Raw genomic sequence first — 22,942 nt, 5'->3', positions numbered from 1 at the left:
TATTTAAAGCAATACTAAGACAAGAGACACTAAGATCAATGATGACAACAAATAGTAAAAAAGTATTTATTACTGGTACAGACACTGACGTAGGAAAAACGGTGGTTAGCTGTGCGGTACTTGATTATGCAAACAAATTAGGGCTTAAGACCGTCGGATTGAAACCCATTTCAGCGGGTTGTGAATTAACATCAGTGGGGTTACGTAATGAAGATGCTGTATTACTACAACAGCATGCATCACAGTTATTAGACTATAAAATTGTGAATCCTATCGCTTATCAAGCGCCAATTGCCCCGCATATAGCGGCGCACAATCAAGGTGAATCGATTGATTTAGCGTTAGTGAATAAGTCGCTTTCACTCGTGCCTGATGATATCGAGATTACCGTTATAGAAGGAGCTGGTGGCTGGCATTTGCCGATAAGCATGAATAGAAATAATACTGATAACAGCCACTTATTTTCATCTTGGGTGGCTGAAAATGAGTTAGATGTTATTCTTGTAGTAGGGATTAAGTTAGGCTGTTTGAACCATGCCATATTATCAGCACAAGCCATTGCCCATTCTGGGGCTAATCTAATCGGTTGGATCGCGAATAGTCCGACAACTGATATAGCTAATTATGATGACATGATCGCAACCTTGAAAGTGGCACTCGCAGCCCCATTAATGGGAGAAATGCCTTATTTTTCATCAATTGAAGATAAAAATAAAAATTCAGCTAACTATTTGGATTTAACTTCTTATTTGTCGTTGTAAAGGCTAATATACTTAACCATAAAATACCCCTTGGTACTAATACTTACACTTATAATCACTAGTAGGTATTAATGGCCAAGAGGTAGGAGTAAGTGTAATAACTAGAGGACAAACAGGGCGTGGCTAAGATTGTTTTAAAACAAGAAGACAAATTATCATTTAAACTTAACCACCTTATTCCACAGGGTGATTATCGTCGTGTCGATGTATACTTTTTATTACCTAACGAGATGGGTATTAACCCCCGTACATTATCTGAAGATGATTATTTTTACCGTGGTATTCAAGGCAAGCGCGCGTACTATTCTGAGGGACTACACTTACCATTAGTGCAAAGCCGTTTCGCGAGCCGAATGAAACGTTCTCCAGACGAATACCGGGTTAATCTAAACCTCTTTGCTTATCAATTCGCTAAAGCATTTGAAAAAGACATCCGCAATATTCAAGAGCAAATTGATCAAACATTATTCTTCTCTGCGCTAATTGAACTTAATGATGTAGCTAAATCGATCATTAAGAAGTTTCGTCGTAACGCCCCAGCAGATGAAAAATTAAAAGCGTATTTTAATAATGTAGATAACTATCTTTCATGGTTTAGTGAGCAATGTTGCTATAAAGCATTATCGAAGCGTAAAAAGAGCAATGAATTTCTGGATGAGCGTGCAGAGATTATCGGTTTTTGCCGAGGTGAAGCTAAGTATCGTTTAGAAAATGGTTATAACTCGCCGAATACCTTGTTAGATCCTAACCGAATAGCCAATAAGATGCGATTGTTACGCCGTTTAATCGAGCATGGTGTGATTTTTAAAGAAGAGACCAAAGCACTCGGCACGCACCAGAAAAAAATAGTTAAAGGTACGGCGACATCTCTGGTAATGGTGATTGTGTTAAGTATGATCTTCTTTGCACAAGGCGAACTGAAAGGTCTAACCTATGCTCTGATTGCTGTGCTGTCGGTTATTTATGGTTTCAGGGAGATCTTTAAAGACGAGTTTAATAATACCTTGTGGCGCTGGATCCGTAAGGGACGTCCAAAATGGTCAAGACATTTAATCGATACATCAAATAAACAAATCATTTCAAAGCAGCGTATCTGGCTAGATTTTATTAAACAGAGTAAATTACCTAAAGTAGTACGTGATGTTTTATACCGACGCCGACCACAGAATAAGCAAGAATCTATTTTATTACACTATCGGTTAGATACGAAGGTCAGTAATAAAGGTTTCCAACCAGGCTATGATCGTATTCAAGAGCAGATATTTTTTAGTGTTAGACCGCTTATTCGTTATTTAGAACGTGGGACTGGGGCTGTTTATACTGAAAATGACGGTAAAATAAGTAAAGAGGCTATTGAACGTCGCTATCAAGTTAACGTGGTTGTTGGCTTGAAAGATGATAGTGCTAAAGTTGTTTATCAACGACATAAAATAACAGTCAATCGTTCTGGTATCCTCGATATCGAAGCTGCTGACGTATTCAGTGAGATCCTTTAATAAATACCCTATATATAGGTATTAAATTTGTAAGTAATCTAATACCTTTATAATAATTTAATCAAACGTTTGAACTATTAATAACTTTAGCTCCTACTTTTGCATTAAAGTTGTTGCGATTATGTTGCTCATGTGAAATATTTGTTCTATATGGTTTGATTTGATTTTGGTAGGTACGTCATTTATAAACCATTATTAATGAAGCTACGCGAATATAAGCAAAGGAGTGCTGATAATGGATGGACAAGGAGATGTTATTGGGGGCTGGTTAGTAGCCTTATATAAAGCGTTATTATGGAAAGGGATCGAACCTTTTGAACTACTTTCTAAATCAGACCTTTGCATTGAAGATGTCACCAGTGTAGGCAGCCGTGTACCGGTTAAACTTTGCAACAAACTCTTTGAACAATCAGCATTACTCACGGACGATCCGCTTTTATCGATAAAAGTGAGCCAATGCATCGTCGCAACCACCTTCCATGCATTAGGCTATGCACTGCAAGCATCCTCATCATTACAAGACGCATTTAGCCGTTTAGTGCATTATGATCGCGTACTTAGTAGTGCATGCCGCATTAATTTAACTGAAGATGGACAGTTTTGTTATTTGGAACTGAACCTGAATGAATCTGCGGATAAGATTGATCGCATCGGTGCACAACTTGAACTAACGATGCTACTGTCGATTATAAAAATATGCCGTGACCTGTCAAATCCAGGTTTCTCTCCCGTGAAAATATATACCACAGTATCTGCGCGATGCGTCGATAAGTTTGAAGCTCATACCGGTTGCCCAATCGAGTTTAATTCAGGTAAGTCTATGTTAGTTATGGACAGTAAATTATTATCGAAGCGCCTACCAAACTTTGCACCGGATCTTGTCTCTCTCAGTGATAAAGCGGCAGATGATTATCTTGCTGGACTTGATTGTAATAATGTCGTCAGCCAAGTACGTTCCGAAGTTGTTTCTGTGATGGCCACGGGTGTTCCCAATATTGACTTTGTGGCTGGGAAACTGAACTTTAGTCAACGTAGCTTACAGCGAAAATTAAATGATTCAGGAACCAGCTATAAGGATTTAGTCGAAAATATACGCCAAACAACCGCTGTTCAGCACTTAGACCAAAACCGTTTATCTTTAGGGGAAATAAGCTATTTGTTAGGATTTTCTAACGTGGCTAATTTCTCACGGGCTTTTAAACGTTGGAAAGGCATTACACCGGGGGCGTACCGAGGAGAACATGAACATTCAAAAATAGCCGTTAATTTGTAGTAATTGATATGATTATATAACGTGGTGATGGAGTGCCATTGGATAAAATATGGGTCTTAGTGAAAGACCTTCGTAAACTTAAGGGATTAAGGTGATACAAATGCCTCGAATGGATAAAAAATCGCTAGCGCTGTTATGTGCATTAAGTTTACCTGTACATAGTGCCAGCGCAGAGCAAGCGATAAGTGATGTAAATAATAATGCAAGCAATTATGTTGATAACAACGTGTTGCAGCTGGCAGCTGAAATGAATAGCCTTGTCGAAGAAAGCGTCTTTTTAGATATTGAATATTTCCAGAAACGTCAGATTATGGTTGGTGAATACGGCCGTATTCTTGTGCGATCTAGTGCTGCGACGGCTTGGGTTCAGGCCCGTGTCCCGGTGCAAACGACAATCACCGCAGTCGACTTTGTCGATGATAAAGTGGCTTGGGCTGTCGGCCATCAAGGGGTAATATTAAAAACCATTGATGGCGGTCATAACTGGATTAAAGTGTTTGATGGCTTACAGTTAACGGGTTTGCTTAAAACCAGCTTAGAACAGCAAATTGTGATCTTAACCGCTCAGTTTGAACTTGCTGAAGCTGAGGGGGTTATTGCTGGCGATAATGTTGATCAAGACAGTATCGATGAAGATGCGCTTGATGAGTTAGAGATGCAACTCGATGATGCGATTTATAAACTCGAAGATTTAACGGCTAATGCAGGCATTGAAATTTCATTTTTTGATGTGCGATTCACTACGTCCGATTATGGCCTTGTGGTTGGTGCTTATGGCGCAATGTTAGAAACCAAAGACGCAGGTAATAGTTGGCAATATATCGGCTACCAAGTCCCAAACCCTGAAGGGTTCCATCTAAATGCGATAACGACAGATGCAGATAATAATATCTATGTTGTCGGTGAAGCAGGCCTTGCTATGGTGGCCTCTCGTTCTGAAGCCGGTAACAAGTGGCGTGCTTTAGATATAGATTACACGGGTTCTTTGTTTGGTATCGACGTTAATGGCTCGACGCTCTACAGCTACGGGTTACGTGGCAATATGTTTGCATCACAAGATCAGGGTGATACTTGGCAGCACCTGAATACAGGGGTGACTAATCATATCTTCTCTGCTGATTGGCTCAATAGTACAGAGCTGTTATTAGTCGGCGCTGGTGGACTAAAGCTAGTCTATAACGGGAAAACCTTCAGTAATATTTCAACGTCAAATCAACGTATCGATATCACCGCAGTTAAAGTTGTTGATGATAATGTGCTTACGACTGGGTTACGCGGTTGGCAAACGAGCAGTAAAAATGAACTCGTACAGGGAGGTCTGAAGTAATATGGAAAAGCTTACTATTTGGATCGAGAAACAGTTATTTGGTTTTAAATACATCGTGTTTGCAGTGATCGTGTTACTGACTGCTTTTTTGGCGTATAACGCAAGTTTAGTGAGACCGAGTGCGTCATTTGAAAAGATGATCCCAGTGCAGCATGAATATGTGCAAAATTATTTAAATTATAAACAAGAGTTAGCGAGCTTAGGCAATAGTGTACGTGTTGTTATTGAAAACGAAAATGGCGATATCTTTAATGCTGAGTTTCAAGAGCAAATGCGCACTCTAAATGATGAGTTATTTTTCATTTCTGGCGTTGACCGTTCGGGGATGAAATCAATTTGGACAGCAAATGTAACTTGGGCTGAAGTGACCGAAGATGGGTTTGTCGGTGGCACTGTGATCCCGAGTGATTACGATGGCAGTCAGCGGACGTTGGATCGATTGCGTCGTAACGTGATGTTATCGGGACAAGTAGGTTATTTAGTCGGTGATAATTTAAAATCGGCAGTATTCTTATTACCCTTAATGAGCATTAACCCGGATACAGGTAAACCACTCGATTACAATCAACTATCAAATACATTAGAGGAGATCCGCAGTAAGTATGAAGTGAATGGAGTAAAGGTTCACATTACTGGTTTTGCTAAAGTGGTAGGTGATCTAATTGCTGGTGCGGCGGAAGTGGTTATCTTTTTCTTAACGGCCATTGCCATTACTTTTGCCTTGTTGTATCTGTACAGCCGTTGCTTAAGAAGTACCTTGGTGACAGTTACGTGTGCATTGGTAGCGGTTATTTGGCAACTGGGACTACTTAATCTATTGGGGCAGGGACTGGATCCTTACTCTATGTTAGTGCCGTTTTTAGTATTTGCGATTGCGGTGAGCCATGGTGTACAACTTATTAGCGCTATCGGTCAGCATATGGCTGCCGGTAATAAAGCTGAGCAAGCAGCGCGTCTTGGGTTTAGAGCATTAGCGATTCCAGGTTTGATCGCACTGTTAAGTGATGGCCTTGGTTTTATTACTTTAAACGTGATTGAAATTGAAGTTATTCAAGATCTTGCTACTGCAGCAAGCGTTGGTGTTGCGGTTATTTTGTTAACGAACTTGATCTTGTTACCTATTTTGATGTCTTGGACGGGGGTTTCACCAGCGGGCATTAAATACTTACTCGCGGAACAATCGAAAACCCCCTTAATTGTGACGATTTTTAGTCGTTTTGCCGATGCGAAGTGGGCTAAGTCAGCACTACTATTTGGTGTTGTCTGTCTTGCCGTCGGCTTATATCAAGGTCAATCACTGAAAATTGGTGATCTTGATGCTGGCGCGCCAGAGTTGCGTGCTGACAGTCGTTATAACCTCGATAATGCATATGTGGTTAATAACTACCAAGCAAGTACAGACATTATGGTATTGATGGTCGAAACGCCGGCAGAGCAGTGCAGTAGTTATCATACTTTAAATGCAGTGAATCAATTACAAGCACATGTCGAGGGTATCCCAGGTGTCCAGTCGACACTATCTGTTGCAACAATTGCTAAGAAAGCCATTGTTGGTATGAATGAAGGCAACCCGAAATGGCAAGGTTTGAGCCCAAATCAGTTAGTGCTTAACGCTGCAGTTGGCCGTGCGCCAGCAGCATTTATGAATAATACTTGCAGTATGTTACCGCTGATTATTTATCTTGATGATCATAAAGCTAATACACTAGAAACGGTGATCGCAGATATAACAGCTTTCACAGCTGCAAATAAAACAGAGGGTGTGAACTTTGCGCTTGCCGCTGGTAATGCTGGTATTGAAGCAGCAACCAACAGTGTGATTGAAAAAGCCCAATATCAAATGCTGATGTGGGTGTATGGTGTTGTTGCTATATTATGTTTCCTGACATTCCGATCAGTTAAAACATTGATATGCATAATTTTACCGTTAGCATTGACCTCTATTTTAGGGCAAGCGTTAATGGCGACATTAGGAATCGGCGTGAAAGTGGCTACTTTACCTGTGATCGCGTTAGGTGTTGGTATTGGTGTTGATTACGGCATTTATATTTATAGCCAATTATCAGCGCGTTTAAAAATGGGCGATAACTTACAAGATGCTTATAAATATGCACTATCAAGTACGGGTAAAGCAGTTGCATTTACGGGTATCACGTTAGCTATTGGTGTATGTACTTGGGTTCTTTCGCCTATTAAATTCCAAGCCGATATGGGATTGATGCTTACCTTCATGTTTATTTGGAATATGCTCGGTGCATTATGTTTCTTACCCGCACTCGCTTGGCTACTGAATATTGGTGGTAATAGAACAATTGTTGCACAGCTTGATCATACCAAAGTGGAGGGGATTAATAGTAACGCAGCATAACATTATGCTGGTTAGGGTTATTAACCAAAGCGGTTAATGCAGAATCGTTTAAAGGGTTGGTCCATTTGGAACAGCCCTTTTACGTTAATATGGTTAAAAAACAGTTATTATGAGCTTCTAAGCTTGGAAAGTTTGGTGTTTTGGCTAACCTAGGTTTAAAATGAACCCCTATCTCAATAACAAGACAGTTTTCATGGATCAACAGCGTACAGCTTGGCAGACGGTCAAGCGATTTTCTATATATGTTCTCGACTTAAAAACTACTTTAGGCCTTGGCGTTCTGGCTATGCTCGGTTACGGTATTGTCGATGCAACGTTACTTAATATTCTCCAGCCGATTGTCGATGATGGCTTTAACGCTGAAACGTCCGCATTCTTGAAATGGATGCCATTGTTTGTCGTCGGCATGGTGACTTTACGTGGTTTAGCCTCGTTTGGTTCAAGTTATTGCATGGCAAAAGCCGGTAATACAGTCGTCATGCGTTTACAACGTCAATTATTCGATCATCTGATGCATTTACCGGTGAGCTTTTTTGATAAAACCCCATCAGGTGAACTAGTATCAAAAATCATTTATGACTCCACTCAAGTTTCAGGTGCTGCATCTAAAACCATCGTGAATGTGTTCCGTAGTGGTGCGTTCATTCTTGGTTTGCTTATTTGGATGTTTTATCAGAGCTGGCAGTTATCTCTGGTGCTATTATTTATTGCCCCATTAGTTGGTATCATTATTGGCTCTGTGAGTCGTCGTTTTCGTGTGATCAGTCGACGCTTACAACAAGCGATGGGTAATGTGTCATCAACAGCGCAACAAATGTTACATGGTCATAAAGACGTATTAATGTCTGCAGGGCATGAAACAGAGCGTGAACGTTTTGGTTCTGTGAGTAATCATATCCGCCAACAACAAATGAAAATGGCGACAACGAGTGCCGCGAGTAATGCGTTAGTACAAATTGTTGCATCGTTCGCACTTGGTGTGGTGTTATATCTTGCCTCTTTTGATTCTATTCGAGCGGAGCTTACCCCTGGTAAATTTGTTGCGATTGTTGGTTCTATGATGGCATTATTACGTCCATTACGTGACATCACGAACGTGAACTCTGAAATCCAAAAAGCAATTGCAGCGTGTAATAGCTTATTTGATATTCTGGATCTGCAAACCGAGAAAAATACGGGTACGTATGTACCGGAACGTGTTGCGGGTAAAATCACTTTCTCGAATGTTGATTTCACGTATCCAACAGCGAGTGCACGTTTGATAGAGAATATGAATTTTACCGCACAGCCGGGTGAGATGATTGCGCTTGTTGGCCGTTCTGGCAGTGGTAAATCAACATTGGCTAGTTTGATTACGCGTTTTTATGAAATAGAAAAGGGCGAGATTAGTATTGATGATAGATCTCTTCATGATTATGAATTGAAATCGTTACGTAACCAAATTGCCTTAGTATCGCAAAATGTGCATTTATTTAATGACTCGGTAGCTGCGAATATCGCTTATGGTCGTATTAATGAAGTGACGCGCGAAGAGATTATTGAAGCCGCAACAAAAGCTAATGCATTAGAGTTTATCGAAGGCTTTGAAAATGGCTTTGATACGATGGTTGGTGAGAACGGCGCAATGCTCTCGGGCGGTCAACGTCAACGTATCGCTATTGCGCGCGCGTTATTACAAGATGCTCCTATTCTGATTCTTGATGAAGCAACATCGGCGCTGGACGCAGAATCTGAGAAAAAGGTTCAGCAAGCGCTTGAAACACTACAAAAAGACAGAACCTCATTAGTGATAGCCCATCGTTTAACGACGATTGAAGCTGCCGACCGTATCTTAGTGCTTGAAGCGGGTTCTATCATTGAAAGTGGCTCGCACACCGAACTCCTTGCAAAAGGTGAACATTACGCCCAGTTACACCGTTTACAACTTGGCGGCTAAGCGCGCGTTAGGTGTGAAACATAGGAACGAGTGTGAATAACAGGAGCTAGTGTGAAAATTGAAGAGGATATTTGGTATGGTAACCACTGGTCAAAGTGGTTACTGGCGCCACTAAGTGTGACGTTTGCTGCCATTACATGCAGTCGCCGTAAGTTATTTGATCTGGGTATTAAAGCCAGTGTTAAACCTGCTGTACCAACTATAGTTGTGGGTAACATTACGGTGGGTGGCACAGGTAAAACACCCCTGGTCGTTTATTTATGTGAACAGCTCATCGCAGCGGGTTACAAACCGGGGATTATCAGCCGCGGTTATGGCTCGAAAGCACCACAATATCCCTATATTGTTAATAACGATTCGCCTGTCGCATACAGCGGCGACGAACCGTTTATGTTACATAAACGCACGCAATGCCCACTTGTTATTAGTCCTGTGCGTACAGCCGCAGCTGCGCATTTGTTAGCTCACTTTGATGTAGACGTGATTATCACTGATGACGGTTTACAGCATTATGCGATGCAACGTGATATTGAATTGATTGTTATCGATGGTAAACGCCGTCTTGGTAATGGTCACTTATTACCGATGGGGCCTTTACGCGAAGGTGCTTGGCGTCTAAAAACGGCGGACTTTGTTATTTGTAATGGCGGTAACGGTTTAGCTGGCGAGGCGAACATGCGTTTGGTTGCAGCTCCGCTACGTAAAGTAAGCAATAATGAAGCTGCAGAAACAGGTGTTGGTTCCGGTACAGAGGTTGCTAATGTTGCTATTGCTGGCATTGGTAATCCACAGCGTTTTTATAACACTTTAGAAAAACACGATTATGTTATTGAAGATCATCTTTCATTTCCCGATCATCATGCTTTCACTGCTGCTGATATTGCTCAGTTCGCAGCGGGGCGCACCGTTATCATGACTGAAAAAGATGCCGTTAAGTGTCAGTCTTTCGCTCAGGATAATTGGTATTATTTACCGGTAAACGCAAGTTTAGATGGCGATTTTTTACCGCAGTTATTATTAAAATTAAAGGAATTAAACCATGACTTTGGATCATAACTTACTTGAAATTATTGCTTGCCCTGTTTGTAAAGGTAAATTACATTTTGACAAAAGCAATAATGAACTTATTTGTAATGCAGACCGTCTTGCTTATCCTATTACTGAAGGTATTCCAGTATTACTGCAAGTTAAAGCTCGTCAGTTAACGTCTGAAGAATTAGCAAAATGAGTTTTATTGTTATTATCCCATCGCGCTATCAGTCAAGCCGTTTACCCGGCAAACCGTTAGTTGATATTTGTGGTAAGACAATGATCCAGCGTGTTGCTGAGCAAGCATTGCAAAGCGGTGCGTCACGCGTTGTTATTGCTACCGATGATGTGCGTATTGAGCAGGCTGTTACCGGATTAGGTTATGAAGTGTGTATGACTTCTCCTGACCATAATTCGGGTACAGAACGTTTAGCTGAAGTATGCAGTAAGCTTGGTTTTAATGATGATGATATCATCGTGAATGTGCAAGGTGACGAGCCATTAATTCCACCGCGTATTATTGAGCAAGTTGCTAAAAATCTAGGTAAACAAAGTGAAGCACGTATGGCGACACTATCTGTTGCTATTACCGATGTGGAAGAAGTATTTAACCCGAATGCGGTTAAAGTTGTGACGGATAAACAGGGCTATGCTTTGTATTTTAGCCGTGCACCGATCCCATATCATCGTGATAACTTTATGCATGCGCCTGTGACTGAGATTAAACCTGTTTACCAACGTCATATTGGCATTTATGCATACCGTGCTGGTTTTATTCGTGATTATGTTCAGTGGCAAGAAACTGAACTTGAACAAATTGAATCATTAGAACAACTGCGTGTACTTTGGCATGGTGAGAAAATTCATGTTGAAGAAGCGCTTGAAGCTCCTGCTGCTGGTGTTGATACACCTGAAGATTTGGTTGTTGTTCGCAATATTGTCAGTGCACAATGCTGTTAGTAATCGTTAATACAGATTTACGCAAGTTTATGCAGACTTTAGCTCGCTAATATATAGTCTTTTTATATAAACGTTTAATACAGCGCAGCCATAAGTGGATAAATTGTAAATACAAAAATGCCGTTCATCAATTGATGAACGGCATTTTTATTATCTAACTTACTGTATGAATAGCGCGATTGGGTTATTTCAATCGCACTATAGCGGTTTACTAATGGTCGGCAGCTGCACCTGCACCACGAGGAAAACGCAGATTATCAACCAGCTGTTGAATATGTAATGGTGCATCACCTGTTACTTTAGTGACGATGAAAGCAACTGAGAAGTTAACTATCGCACCAACCACACCAAATGCATTTGGTGAAATACCAAGGAACCAGTTTTCTTCCATACCACCGAGGAATGATGTACCAGGGATAAACATAATGCCTTTATGTTGGAATACATACAGCATTGTGATACCTAAACCTGAACACATACCTGCTACCGCGGCACGACCATTAATTTTCTTCGAAAAGATACCCATCATTAGTGCTGGGAATAATGACGAACCTGCTAAGCCAAAGGCGAGGGCAACTGTTCCCGCGGCAAATCCAGGCGGGTTAAGCCCGAGGTAGCCAGCGACAATAACGGCAATCGTCATTACTATTCGACTGAGTTTAAGTTCCGACTTCTCTGACATATTAGGTGTTATTATACCTTTCATTAAATCGTGTGATATCGCTGATGAAATCGCCAATAACAAACCTGCTGCTGTTGATAGTGCAGCCGCTAAGCCACCCGCAGCAACCAGTGCAATCACCCAGTTTGGTAAATTTGCAATTGCAGGGTTCGCTAGAACCATAATGTCGCGGTCAACTTTAACCATTTCATTTTTGACTGGGTCAGCAACATATTGGATTTTACCATCGCCATTTTTATCTTCAAATTTCAATAAACCGGTTTTTTCCCAATCTTTAAACCATTGTGGGCGTTTTTCATATTCAAGTGGTTGACCTGCTGTTGGCTCAATCGTGTTCATTAGATTGAAGCGTGCCATAGCACCTACCGCTGGCGCGACAGTATAAAGTAACGCGATGAATACTAATGCATAACCAGCTGAAGCACGTGCATCTTTCACTGTTGGAACCGTAAAGAAGCGCATAATTACATGGGGTAGGCCGGCTGTACCAATCATCAGTGACATGGTGTAAGCAAACATGTTTAACGTGCCGCCCATATTGTCAGTGGTATATTGTTTAAATCCAAGGTCGGTAACAACCATATCGATTTTATCAAGGAGGTAAACACCGCTACCATCAGCAAGGGTACTACCCAAACCAAGTTGTGGGATTGGATTACCTGTTAGTTGTAATGAAATAAATACCGCAGGAATAGTATAAGCAAAGATAAGTACACAATATTGCGCAATTTGCGTGTAAGTAATGCCTTTCATACCACCAAGTACGGCATAAACCCATACCACAACCATACCTATGCCTAAACCTAGATCGTAGTCAACTTCTAAGAAGCGTGAGAAAGCAACACCCACACCTTTCATTTGGCCAATAATATAAGTTACTGACGCTACAATTAAACAGACAATCGCAACAACACGAGCCGTTTTGGAGTCATAACGATCGGCAATGAACTCAGGGACGGTAAACTTACCGTGTTTACGCATATAGGGAGCAAGCAAGGTTGCAAGTAGTACAAAACCACCAGTCCAACCCATTAAGAAGACTGAACCACCATAACCGAGGAAGGCGATAAGGCCTGCCATTGATAAGAATGACGCTGCACTCATCCAATCGGCGCCGATCGCCATACCATTTTGTAATGGCGTAATACCACCACCGGCAGCATAGAAATCACTGGTTGTTTTAGCGCGGGCAAACCAAGCAATGGCAAAATAAATGGCAAATGAACCAAATACGGCGATATAGGTATAGAGTTTTAATTCGCTCATTTATTCTTCCTCAACATTATGTTTTTTGTCCAGTTTATTCATCTGTACGGCATACCAAAAAACTAAACCAACGAAGGTATAAATAGAACCTTGTTGTGCGAACCAGAAACCAAGCTTGTATCCACCGAGACGGAATTCATTCAATTGCTCGACGAATAAAATGCCGCAGCCAAATGACACAACAAACCAAATTACTAAACAGGTTAATATCAGTCGTATATTGGATTGCCAATAGGCGTTTTCTTGTTCCATATCCTTTCTCCCAAAAAAAACGATTAAATCTTAATAAGTAAAATTAGATAGTTATCGATCACTTGAATCAGTTGTCCTTAACTTGAATGACAAATCGTCAGCGTTCGCACTAGCATGTTGTAAATTTAGCAACCTTTAAAAAATAACCCTATACAACTTTCGTCTATATATTATTTTAGGATGTTGACGATTTAGAGGTATAGGGTTAAAACTTAACGTACACATTAATTGTAATTGCATTTATAGATGCAGAGATTAAGAGGCGAGAATAAGCATATGAATGCAACGCTAAATGATATTGTTGATTTTATTAAAGTTATCCCGCCCTTTAATTTGTTAAATGTTGAAGATTGCCACCTTATTGCGAAACGTACCTCAATCGGTTATTACCGTAATGAAACCTTGCTCAATGATTATAAGAACGAGTATCAAGATAAGCAGGCATTACTGTACATCGTTAAAAAGGGTGTACTTGCTTATTACGACAAGGAGGGCGAATTACAGGGTAAATTTTCAGAAGGTGATTTGTGCAGTGTCTTATGTACTGACTTATATAATGAGAAATGTAATAAGGAGAACAGTAATGAAAAATATGTCCCTATTCGCGAACAAGTACCGATAAGTCTACGTGCTGAAGAAGACTGTTTGCTATATGCAATTGATTTTAATGAATTGAACGTGCTACTTAGTGAACACCCCAAGGCGTTACAGTTTTTGTTGCAGACTGCGCAGCAGCGATTACAAAACACCATGGGTGCGATAACTGAATCGGCATTAATCGCCTCTAGTTTAACGAATGCGCCCATAACTGATTATTACAATAGCCCTGCTATTACGATAACCACACAGGCTAGTATTCAAGATGCGGCTCAATATATGACTGAAAAAGGCGTATCCTGCCTTGTTATCATGACTGATAAACAGCCAGTTGGTATTGTTACGGATAAGGATATTCGGCGACGCTGTGTCGCTGAAGGGTTAAATACTCAGCAAGCAGTGAAAGATATTATGACCGCGAACATGGCGACAATTGACATTAATCTTTGTGGTCATGACGCGTTAGCGCTAATGATCAGTAAGCGTATACACCATCTCCCCGTGACTAAGCATGGGTATCTGATTGGTATGTTGACTGCGACGGATTTAATGAATCAAGAGGGACATCATGCGGTTAATTTAAGTTCTGTGATCCATAAAGCCAGTTCTGTCGAAGCCTTGGTTGAATTGAGCTTGATGTTACCTAAACTCCAAGTGAGTATGGCTAAACTAGGCGCGAGTGCTGATTATTTAGGTAAAAATATCAGTGCACTGACGATGGCTTTTACCATAAGGTTAATTGAATTAGCTGAATTAAAACTAGGTAACGCGCCAGTTGGTTATGCATGGCTATGTGCAGGTTCACAAGCAAGACAAGAGCAGTTAGTTTATTCAGACCAGGATAATGCACTGATTATTGACGACAGTGCGACACCACAGCAAGAATTATGGTTTGAGGCATTTGCACATTTTGTTTGTGATGGTTTAGCGGCCTGTGGTTATATTTATTGCCCAGGTAATATCATGGCGACTAACCCTCAGTGGCGGCAGAAAAAGCGGGTATGGCAAGGCTATTTCACTGATTGGGTAATAAAACCTGATCCGCAAGCATTACTCAATAGCAGCGTATTTTTTGATTTGGCAACTGTGCATGGCGACATTCAGTTGTTACAAGACGTTCGTCGTAAAATGCTAAAGCAGACCCAACAAAACACGTTATTTCAAGCTCATTTATCGCGCAATGCATTATTGCAGAAACCACCACTGGGATTTTTCCGTGACTTTGTGCTGATCCATGATGGCAAGAATAAAAAAGGCTTGGATCTTAAGCATAATGGTTTAGCGCCGATTATTAACCTTGCGCGTATTTATGCACTTGCTGAAGGAATTGAAGATGTAAATACCATCATGCGTTTAAGGCTCGCGGCTGGGACGCCATCATTGAGTCGTACTGAATCGGCTAATTTGATTGATGCATTTGAGCTGCTAGGGATGTTACGCGCTGAACATCAAGCCAAACAATTAGCTAATGGCGAAGAGGCGGATAGCTACTTGCTACCAAAAGAGATATCTCGATTGGAACGTGAACACTTAAAAGATGCATTTAAAGTCATTAAAGCCATGCAAAGTTATCGTCAGATGGTATAGACGTTAGCGGGTCGTTGCCGTAGATGTAGGTAAATCTAGTAAGGACATATTATGAACCTAATACAATCGTTTTTTAGTTTAGAAACACAACGTAAACGCTTGCTGGCGAAGGCACCTGAAGGGGCGTTAAAACAATACTTAAGTGTACCCATTATCGATCTTGAATTGCCTATCATGGCCAGTGATATTTTAGCCGTTGATTTTGAAACAACAGGCTTGAATGCGAAACAAGATAATATCTTAAGCATAGGGTACGTTGCGTTAGCGGATAGCCAGATTAGGCTAGATAGTTGTTATCATCAAATTGTTGCAGCTCACTGCGAACTGGAAGGTGACAATGTTACGATCCATACCATTACAGATCAAGAAAAAGCCAGCGGCCGACCATTAGCAAGCGTAGTCGAAGACTTATTAACGGCATTGGCAGGAAAAACAATGTTGGTGCATTACGCTCAGATTGAAAAAAACTTTCTCGAACAAGCATGCATTAAGCTTTATGGCATGGCACCAATATTTCCTATTATTGATACATTAGCGTTAGCGAAAAAACGCCACGACAGGTACAGTCAAGCTTATGCGCCATCGACGTTACATTTGACTAATTTACGCAGTGAGTATGGATTACCGCATTATTCCGCACATAATGCCTTGAATGATGCCATCGCCACGGCAGAATTGTTTATGGCTAAAGTACAGCATTCAGAATTGAAGGGGAACACTAAGCTTAAGTCTTTGATCACAAGTGCTTTCAGTTAGTGAGTTGGATGAGTTAAGTCGAATACTGCGAGCGCAGCAAGTTAACTTGGTCACAGTTTGGTAACACGCTGTCATGTATAGTGGAGGTTAATTATTTGTAGTGATACATGGATGAGTATGCACGTAATGCCTGAAAAAATCATCATAGCTGATGATCACCCCCTTTTTCGCCAAGCATTGTTGATCGCCTTAAAAGAACAATTTAATACCACACAGTGGCTCGAGGCTGAAACGGTTGAAACTATCAGTGAATGTTTAGTTCAAAACGCCGATGCTGATCTTTTATTATTAGACCTTAATATTCCTGGAGCGCATGGCTTTGATCACCTGATCCGTATTCGCAAGCAATATCCAGATATTCCGGTAGTGGTTATCTCTGCCTACAGTGATGAAACGATCATTGTTAAAGCGATGCAGCACGGTGCATCCGGTTTTGTACCTAAATCAGAATCGGTACCAACAATCATAACCGCCATTACTCAGGTACTGTCTGGACAGTTATGGGTTCCGGGGACGTTTGAAAAAGTACAAGAAGAAGTGAGCAATGTTGCGGACGAAGCTATAGCTAAGTTAACGGTGCAAGAATATCGTATTTTAATGATGTTTTCTGAAGGTCTGCTCAATAAGCAAATTGGTGACAAGCTTTGTGTTGCAGAAGCGACGGTTAAAGCCCATGCCAGTGCTATTTTTCGTAAGTTGAATGTACGTAACAGAACACAAGCTGCAATGATGTTGGGGCAACTTGATGTCGCCGATTACAGCGAAAATTTAAAGGATTAAATTGATGAATAAGCACACTAAAGTGGCGGTACTAGTCGCGCCATTGTTAGCCGTACTCGGCTATGTCGCATCGGATTATTTTATAGAGTATGATGCAGATGAAACGAAGTTGATCACATTAGTACCTGAATTTTCTTGTGCGGTATTGGCAGGTGAATGCGTATTGATAAGCGGAGACTTTAAAGTTAACGTATTTGACAAAGCTGGTTCAACGATTATCAACTCTACTTTTCCACTCGATGAGGCGGTGTTATTTTTGGTTGATAGCAATGACAATGCGACAGCATACCCTTTGACTCAAGTACAAAGTAATTATTACTGGCAAGCACAAACACCCCTGCGAGAGTTGGCTAGGAGCAATAATACAGCGAGCTATAAACTAAGGTTAATCGCATCCATTAAAGGTGGTAATTACATTAGTGAGTTTGAAACCTTGCTGTAGTTTTGCTGCTATGTTGCATAGTCTTTACCAAGCTATTTTTCTAATTCCTTCCTTTACGGCGTCGTTTGTCGATCTTTAAGTAGCTTGGTTATTGATATTATCGTTATTGAATGGCTCCCCCTGTGACGTCCTAATAGTGGATTAGCAGAATAGTCACTCATTCGACGTTAGTCGTATTTCAATAGTTGTTAGTAGGTTCTGGTATGTTTGAAAATTGGCAGTTGATGCTATTAAGTTTTTTTTATATCGCGTTGTTATTTTTGATTGCTTATTTAGGTGACAAATACCGGCATCTGATCCAAGGAAAACGGCAAGCATTAATATATGCATTTGCCGTGTCTGTTTATTGTACTTCGTGGAGTTTTCTTGGCACGACAGGGCAGGCTGCTACTAATGTGTATTCATATTTACCTATTTATTTAGGTCCTATCTTATTGCTTGTTTTCGCATGGCCGTTTTTACAGCGTATTATTCAAACCAGTATTAACTTCAATTTAACCTCTATCGCCGATTTGCTCGCCGCTCGTTTTGGTAAGTCCCATGCATTAGCTATTTTGGTCACGATTGTTTCGTTGCTTGGGACTATGCCTTATATCGCCTTACAAATTAAAGCGATTGTGTATTCTTTCCAACAATTACAAATCCAACAAGATTTTATGCCATGGCAGCTGGGCTTAGTGACCAGTTTTGTATTGGCTGGCTTTAGCATTTTATTTGGTATTCGCAATATTGATGTCACAGAACGTCATCCGGGTATCATGCTGGCCATCGCGTTTGAAGCGTTAGTTAAAATCATTGCTTTTGCCAGTGTCGGCATTTTCATTTGTTATGTTGTCTTTGATTCGCCACAGGATATTTGGCAGAAAGCCAGCGCGAACGCGGACTTAGAAAGTGCATTACAATTCCCCGATTTAAGTGCCATGTTTGGCATGATTATTATCGTGATGGCTGCTTTCTTTGTATTACCAAGGCAATTTCACGTCATGATTGTTGAACTGCGTGATGAACAAGATGCTTGGCTGAGTCGCCGTGTATTCCCATTATATTTGCTGGTCTTTGCATTTTTTTCTGCGCCACTGGGGCTAGCGGGTTACTTACTGCTTGGTAATAGCGTACCTGCAGATATGTATGTGTTGGTGTTACCTTGGTATCAAGATCAAACGTGGTTAACTTTGTTTGCATTCTTAGGGGCTATTTCAGCGGCTAGTTCTATGGTGATCGTATCTACAATTGCCTTGAGTACCATGCTCAGTAATGAAATTGTGTTCCCATTTTTGTTCAAAAAAAATAAACATCCCACCCAGTACAAAGCGTTTAGATTAAAGCTGCTTAGCATTCGTAAGGTGCTAGTATTATTTGTTATTTTCCTGAGTTATCTGGTGTTTTTGTTCATACCTCCGACGGCTTTGGCTAGCTTAGGGGCTACGGCATTAGGTGCATTAGCGCAACTTACACCTGCTTTAGTTGCGGCTTTTTATTGGCGACGAGCAACATTGAAAGGGGTGTTTACTGGCATCAGTTTGGGCTTTTCATTGTGGACTATACTTAATTTTTTACCGCAGTTAGGTCTCTATCAAGGACCGCTACAAGACACTTTGCTTACCAGTTCAACCGCGATAAATTTATTTTGTTTGACGGTTAATATTGTCACGATGATCCTTATATCGTTAGTGACGAGAACCAGTATACAAGAACGGATCCAAGGAGCCTTGTTCTTAAAACGGCAGTTACCACCCTCATTAGTTGAAAGTAAGCGTAAAGCCAAGTCAAAAAGGCAAGCCATATCAGTAGATGAATTATTGTTACTGACTGCGCAGTTTGTGGGCGATGACAAAGCCTCTAAAAGTTTTCAAGCTTTTGAACAGGTCGCGATTACGTTAGGTTATACCGCCAAGGAAAAATCTGACTATGCACTTGAGCATGCCGAGAAAGTTTTATCCAGTGTGATGGGATCGTCATCTGCACGTTTGGTACTCAACTCGGCGTTAGATGGGCATGATTTTGCGTTAGATGAACTGGCCACTTTAGTGGGAAATGCATCAAGTCATCGACAGGAATTTAGCCAGAATTTGCTAAAAAGCGCGATAGAAAATACCAGAGATGGGATCTCGATCGTTAATGATGAACTCGAGTTAGTCGCTTGGAATAACCAGTACGCGGAGTTATTTAATTATCCTGATGATATTCTTAGCGTGGGCTGTCCAGTTGAGTCACTCATACGCTTCAATGCTGAGCGTGGTTTATGTGGTTGGGGGGATATTGAAGCACACGTAAAGAAACGACTCGATTTTCTGCGCTTAAGAAAATCACATAACTCTGAACGTTTACGTGAAGACGGGAAGGTCATTCGAATTGAAGGAAACCCATTACCCGATGGCGGCTTCTTAATGGTTTTTTCTGATATTACTGCATTTAGACAAGCAGAGCAGGTATTAAAAGAAGCCAATCAAGATCTAGAAACACGGGTAGCAGAGCGAACTAAAAAGCTAGAAAAAGCCAATAAAGAGCTAGCTAAGGCAAGGATTGTTGCTGATGAAGCCTTGAGTAAGAAAAGCCATTACCTCCAAGTTTGTAGTCACGACTTGCTACAACCACTTGAAGCGGCACGTTTGTTCACGTCTGCATTAGCGAGTCAATCAACGTTAAATGAAAACCAGCAACGTCAGGTCAGTAGTATTGACCTATCGTTAAAAGTCGCCAACGAGATGATTGTTAATTTAGCGGAAGTAGCTCGAATTGAGAGCGGTAGTATTAAACCGCATATTGAAACGTTTGCTTTGAATGATTTATTTAGCCAGCTTGCTAAGGAGTTTTCAGCGGCAGCAAAGCAACATGGTGTGATTTTTACGATTATGCCGACCAAACATTGGGTTAATACCGATAAACATCTGTTACGTCGTATTTTACAAAATCTAATTGGTAATGCCTTTCGCTATGCGAGTCCTGGACGAGTATTGCTCGGTTGTCGTCGAAGAAGTGGTCAGTTAAGTATCCAGTTATTAGACAATGGACCCGGTATTGCAGTTAACGACCAAGCTAGAGTGTTCGAACAGTTCAGCCAGTTAGAGGACAATAATGGTTCGAATGATGGGCTAGGGCTAGGACTTAGCATCTGTAACAGTCTATCGATATTACTACAGCATCAGTTACGACTTGATTCCATCGCCGGTAGAGGTTGCCGCTTCAGTTTACAATTGAGTGAAGCGACGGCATTACAGCAAGATCACATAGCACCGATGCTTGCACCAACAGATCTGACTGGCACAGCAGTACTGTGTATCGATAATAACCCTGCTATTTTGGAAGGTATGTTAGAGCTAATGAGTAGCTGGGATTGTGAAGTTTATGGTGCGAACTCCATTGCCAGTGCTAAGGCGCTATTTAAGCAATGTGATTTCGATATTTTATTAGTGGATTATCAATTAGACAATGGTGAAGATGGACTGACTTTAATCTCCGAATTAAGAGAGATTAACCCAACTACACCTGCAATCTTAATTACGGCTACAACTGAGCCCGGTATTGCTGATAAGGCTGCTGTTGCTAAAGTTGGCTTATTACGTAAGCTTGTTAAGCCAGCTGCGCTGAGAGCGATGATGAGTGCACAATTAACCGAAACATTACAAACACAGTTTATACGTTAATCTCTGATGCACTATTAAATTGTAGCGATAATTTATGATTAGATTATCGCTAGCTCTGAATAAAGCTAGGAAGAATAGGGTATTAGCTGATAAGTATACCGATGAGATTACCTTGGCGAGAGTCGTTTATGTTGCAGGCCTAATCCTTGTATAGCACAGCAATAAAAAAGGCCTCTGAATAAATCCAGAGGCCTTTTACTATAGTCTTTTAACGGTAACGTTTGTATTAGTCGCGGTCAGCGAGTGACTCAAATGGACGGTGTGCTTCACCAGTGTATAACTGACGAGGACGACCAATTTTCTGTCCAGGTTGACTTAACATTTCGTTCCAATGTGCAATCCAACCTACGGTACGGCCTAATGCAAAAATAACCGTGAACATAGAAACTGGGATACCAATTGCACGTAACGTGATACCTGAGTAGAAATCTACATTTGGATATAGTTTCTTCTCGATGAAGTAAGGGTCTTCAAGCGCAATACGCTCAAGTTCCATTGCTACATCTAATAGTGGATCATCAATGTTTAGTTCACTTAGTACTTCGTGACAGCTCTTACGCATTACTGTTGCACGAGGATCTTTGTTTTTATAAACACGATGGCCAAAGCCCATTAGACGGAACGGGTCATCTTTGTCTTTCGCACGTGCGATGAACTCAGGAATGCGATCAACACTGCCGATCTCTTCGAGCATGTTTAGACAAGCTTCGTTTGCACCACCGTGAGCAGGTCCCCAAAGTGATGCAATACCAGCCGCGATACATGCAAATGGGTTAGCACCTGATGAACCGGCAAGTCGAACTGTAGAGGTCGATGCATTTTGTTCATGGTCAGCATGTAACGTAAAGATACGATCCATCGCTGTTTCAACAACAGGGTTAACCACATACTCTTCACAAGGTACTGAGAACATCATTTTAAGGAAGTTACCAGCATATGAAAGGCTATTGTCTGGGTATACAAAAGGCTGACCAATTGAATACTTGTAACACATTGCAGCAATAGTCGGCATTTTAGATAACAAACGGAATGCTGAGATTTCACGGTGACGTTGATTAGTAACGTCTAATGAATCGTGATAGAACGCTGCAAGTGCGCCAGATACACCACAAAGAATCGACATCGGGTGTGAATCACGACGGAAACCTTTGAAGAATGATGCGAATTGCTCGTGCACCATAGTATGTTTATGTACTGTTGCTTTGAAGGCTTCATATTGTTCTTTAGTCGGTGCATCACCATAAAGAATAATATAACAAACTTCTAAATAATCCGCATTAAATGCTAAATCATCAATAGCGTAACCGCGATGTAGTAGGATACCTTCTACACCATCAATATAAGTAATTTTTGACTCACACGATGACGTTGCCATAAAACCTGGATCATGGGTGAAATATCCTTTACTACCTAGGGTACGAATGTCGATAACATCGTGACCAGCTGTACCAGATAAAATTGGAAATTCAACTGGCTCTTGGCCGGGTAGGTTTAACGTGGCCTTTTGATTAGCCATAGCACGTCTCCTTTGCTTATTTATAATTAGATTTCTTCATGAAATTCGAGCTTAAAGCTACCTCTATTAATTACTAATGTCAATTTTGTTACAGAATAATCAAAGAAAAAACACTAAAAGGTTAACCTATGTTTCAATTCTGACGTAAATGTTGCGTGATGACCTTTTATAATTGTAAATAAATTGTGATATAGGTATACTTACACACGGATCAAGAGTCCTTGTTTTAATTAAGTTCATGTAGTCTAAGTACTTATAATTATTGTTTTA

The 22,942-nt window shown here is 40.9% G+C and carries 17 protein-coding genes; 14 read left to right on the top strand and 3 right to left on the bottom strand.

What is annotated here, in order from left to right; translation table 11 throughout:
- Window positions 1-38: 38 nt before the first annotated feature.
- From bioD to kdsB, 9 genes are all read left to right on the top strand, one after another.
- A complete protein-coding gene (gene bioD / locus JFU56_RS01100) occupies window positions 39-761 on the top strand; it encodes a dethiobiotin synthase (RefSeq protein ID WP_242065786.1) in 723 nt (240 codons plus the stop codon).
- Between the two features lie 119 nt (window positions 762-880).
- A complete protein-coding gene (locus JFU56_RS01095) occupies window positions 881-2,257 on the top strand; it encodes a hypothetical protein (protein ID WP_198435446.1) in 1,377 nt (458 codons plus the stop codon).
- A 235-nt stretch (window positions 2,258-2,492) separates the two neighbouring features.
- Window positions 2,493-3,530, top strand: a complete 1,038-nt coding sequence (locus tag JFU56_RS01090) for an AraC family transcriptional regulator (RefSeq protein ID WP_198435445.1) — start codon at window positions 2,493-2,495, stop codon at window positions 3,528-3,530.
- 100 nt (window positions 3,531-3,630) lie between these two features.
- On the top strand, window positions 3,631-4,857 hold the full coding sequence (locus tag JFU56_RS01085; protein ID WP_198435444.1) for a YCF48-related protein: 1,227 nt from the start codon (window positions 3,631-3,633) through the stop codon (window positions 4,855-4,857).
- Between the two features lies 1 nt (window position 4,858).
- Window positions 4,859-7,225 (top strand): RND family transporter, encoded by a 2,367-nt coding sequence (locus JFU56_RS01080; protein WP_198435443.1) that lies wholly within the window; start codon window positions 4,859-4,861, stop codon window positions 7,223-7,225.
- A 193-nt stretch (window positions 7,226-7,418) separates the two neighbouring features.
- Window positions 7,419-9,161, top strand: a complete 1,743-nt coding sequence (gene msbA, locus JFU56_RS01075; RefSeq protein WP_242065785.1) for a lipid A export permease/ATP-binding protein MsbA — start codon at window positions 7,419-7,421, stop codon at window positions 9,159-9,161.
- A 51-nt stretch (window positions 9,162-9,212) separates the two neighbouring features.
- Entirely contained in the window at window positions 9,213-10,217 is a 1,005-nt protein-coding gene (gene lpxK, locus JFU56_RS01070; protein WP_198435441.1) for a tetraacyldisaccharide 4'-kinase, read from the top strand.
- Complete coding sequence (locus tag JFU56_RS01065) at window positions 10,201-10,389, top strand: Trm112 family protein (RefSeq protein WP_242065784.1); 189 nt, start codon at window positions 10,201-10,203, stop codon at window positions 10,387-10,389. Before lpxK ends, JFU56_RS01065 begins: the two co-directional genes overlap by 17 nt.
- Window positions 10,386-11,150, top strand: a complete 765-nt coding sequence (gene kdsB / locus JFU56_RS01060) for a 3-deoxy-manno-octulosonate cytidylyltransferase (RefSeq protein WP_198435440.1) — start codon at window positions 10,386-10,388, stop codon at window positions 11,148-11,150. The genes JFU56_RS01065 and kdsB overlap by 4 nt, the downstream gene beginning before the upstream one ends.
- 211 nt (window positions 11,151-11,361) lie before the next feature.
- Here the strand turns inward: kdsB and JFU56_RS01055 are convergent, their stop codons facing one another.
- Both JFU56_RS01055 and JFU56_RS01050 read right to left on the bottom strand, forming a co-directional pair.
- Window positions 11,362-13,098 carry a sodium:solute symporter family protein gene (locus tag JFU56_RS01055; RefSeq protein ID WP_198435439.1) on the bottom strand — a complete coding sequence of 579 codons (1,737 nt, stop codon included), beginning with the start codon at window positions 13,096-13,098 and terminating at the stop codon, window positions 11,362-11,364.
- Window positions 13,099-13,350: a DUF4212 domain-containing protein gene (locus JFU56_RS01050; protein ID WP_198435438.1), complete on the bottom strand. Its 252-nt coding sequence runs from the start codon at window positions 13,348-13,350 to the stop codon at window positions 13,099-13,101.
- A 276-nt stretch (window positions 13,351-13,626) separates the two neighbouring features.
- Between JFU56_RS01050 and JFU56_RS01045 the strand changes: the two genes are divergently transcribed.
- The 5 genes from JFU56_RS01045 (at window position 13,627) to JFU56_RS01025 (ending at window position 21,156) form a co-directional block, all read left to right on the top strand.
- Entirely contained in the window at window positions 13,627-15,534 is a 1,908-nt protein-coding gene (locus tag JFU56_RS01045; protein WP_198435828.1) for a DUF294 nucleotidyltransferase-like domain-containing protein, read from the top strand.
- A 51-nt stretch (window positions 15,535-15,585) separates the two neighbouring features.
- The gene (locus JFU56_RS01040; protein ID WP_198435437.1) at window positions 15,586-16,290 is read left to right on the top strand and encodes an exonuclease domain-containing protein; all 705 of its coding nucleotides are present in this window, start codon (window positions 15,586-15,588) and stop codon (window positions 16,288-16,290) included.
- Between the two features lie 117 nt (window positions 16,291-16,407).
- The gene (locus JFU56_RS01035; RefSeq protein ID WP_198435827.1) at window positions 16,408-17,070 is read left to right on the top strand and encodes a response regulator transcription factor; all 663 of its coding nucleotides are present in this window, start codon (window positions 16,408-16,410) and stop codon (window positions 17,068-17,070) included.
- A gap of 4 nt (window positions 17,071-17,074) precedes the next feature.
- Window positions 17,075-17,512 carry a hypothetical protein gene (locus JFU56_RS01030; RefSeq protein WP_198435436.1) on the top strand — a complete coding sequence of 146 codons (438 nt, stop codon included), beginning with the start codon at window positions 17,075-17,077 and terminating at the stop codon, window positions 17,510-17,512.
- Window positions 17,513-17,715: 203 nt separating this feature from the next.
- Complete coding sequence (locus tag JFU56_RS01025) at window positions 17,716-21,156, top strand: PAS domain-containing hybrid sensor histidine kinase/response regulator (protein WP_198435435.1); 3,441 nt, start codon at window positions 17,716-17,718, stop codon at window positions 21,154-21,156.
- Window positions 21,157-21,382: 226 nt separating this feature from the next.
- Here the strand turns inward: JFU56_RS01025 and JFU56_RS01020 are convergent, their stop codons facing one another.
- Window positions 21,383-22,672: a citrate synthase gene (locus JFU56_RS01020; RefSeq protein WP_198435434.1), complete on the bottom strand. Its 1,290-nt coding sequence runs from the start codon at window positions 22,670-22,672 to the stop codon at window positions 21,383-21,385.
- Window positions 22,673-22,942: the final 270 nt, after the last annotated feature.

This window comes from Moritella sp. F3 (genome assembly GCF_015082335.1).
Classification (GTDB): domain Bacteria; phylum Pseudomonadota; class Gammaproteobacteria; order Enterobacterales; family Moritellaceae; genus Moritella.
The sequence above is the reverse complement of the archived record's forward strand: the minus strand, read 5'-3'. Positions and strand labels throughout refer to the sequence as shown.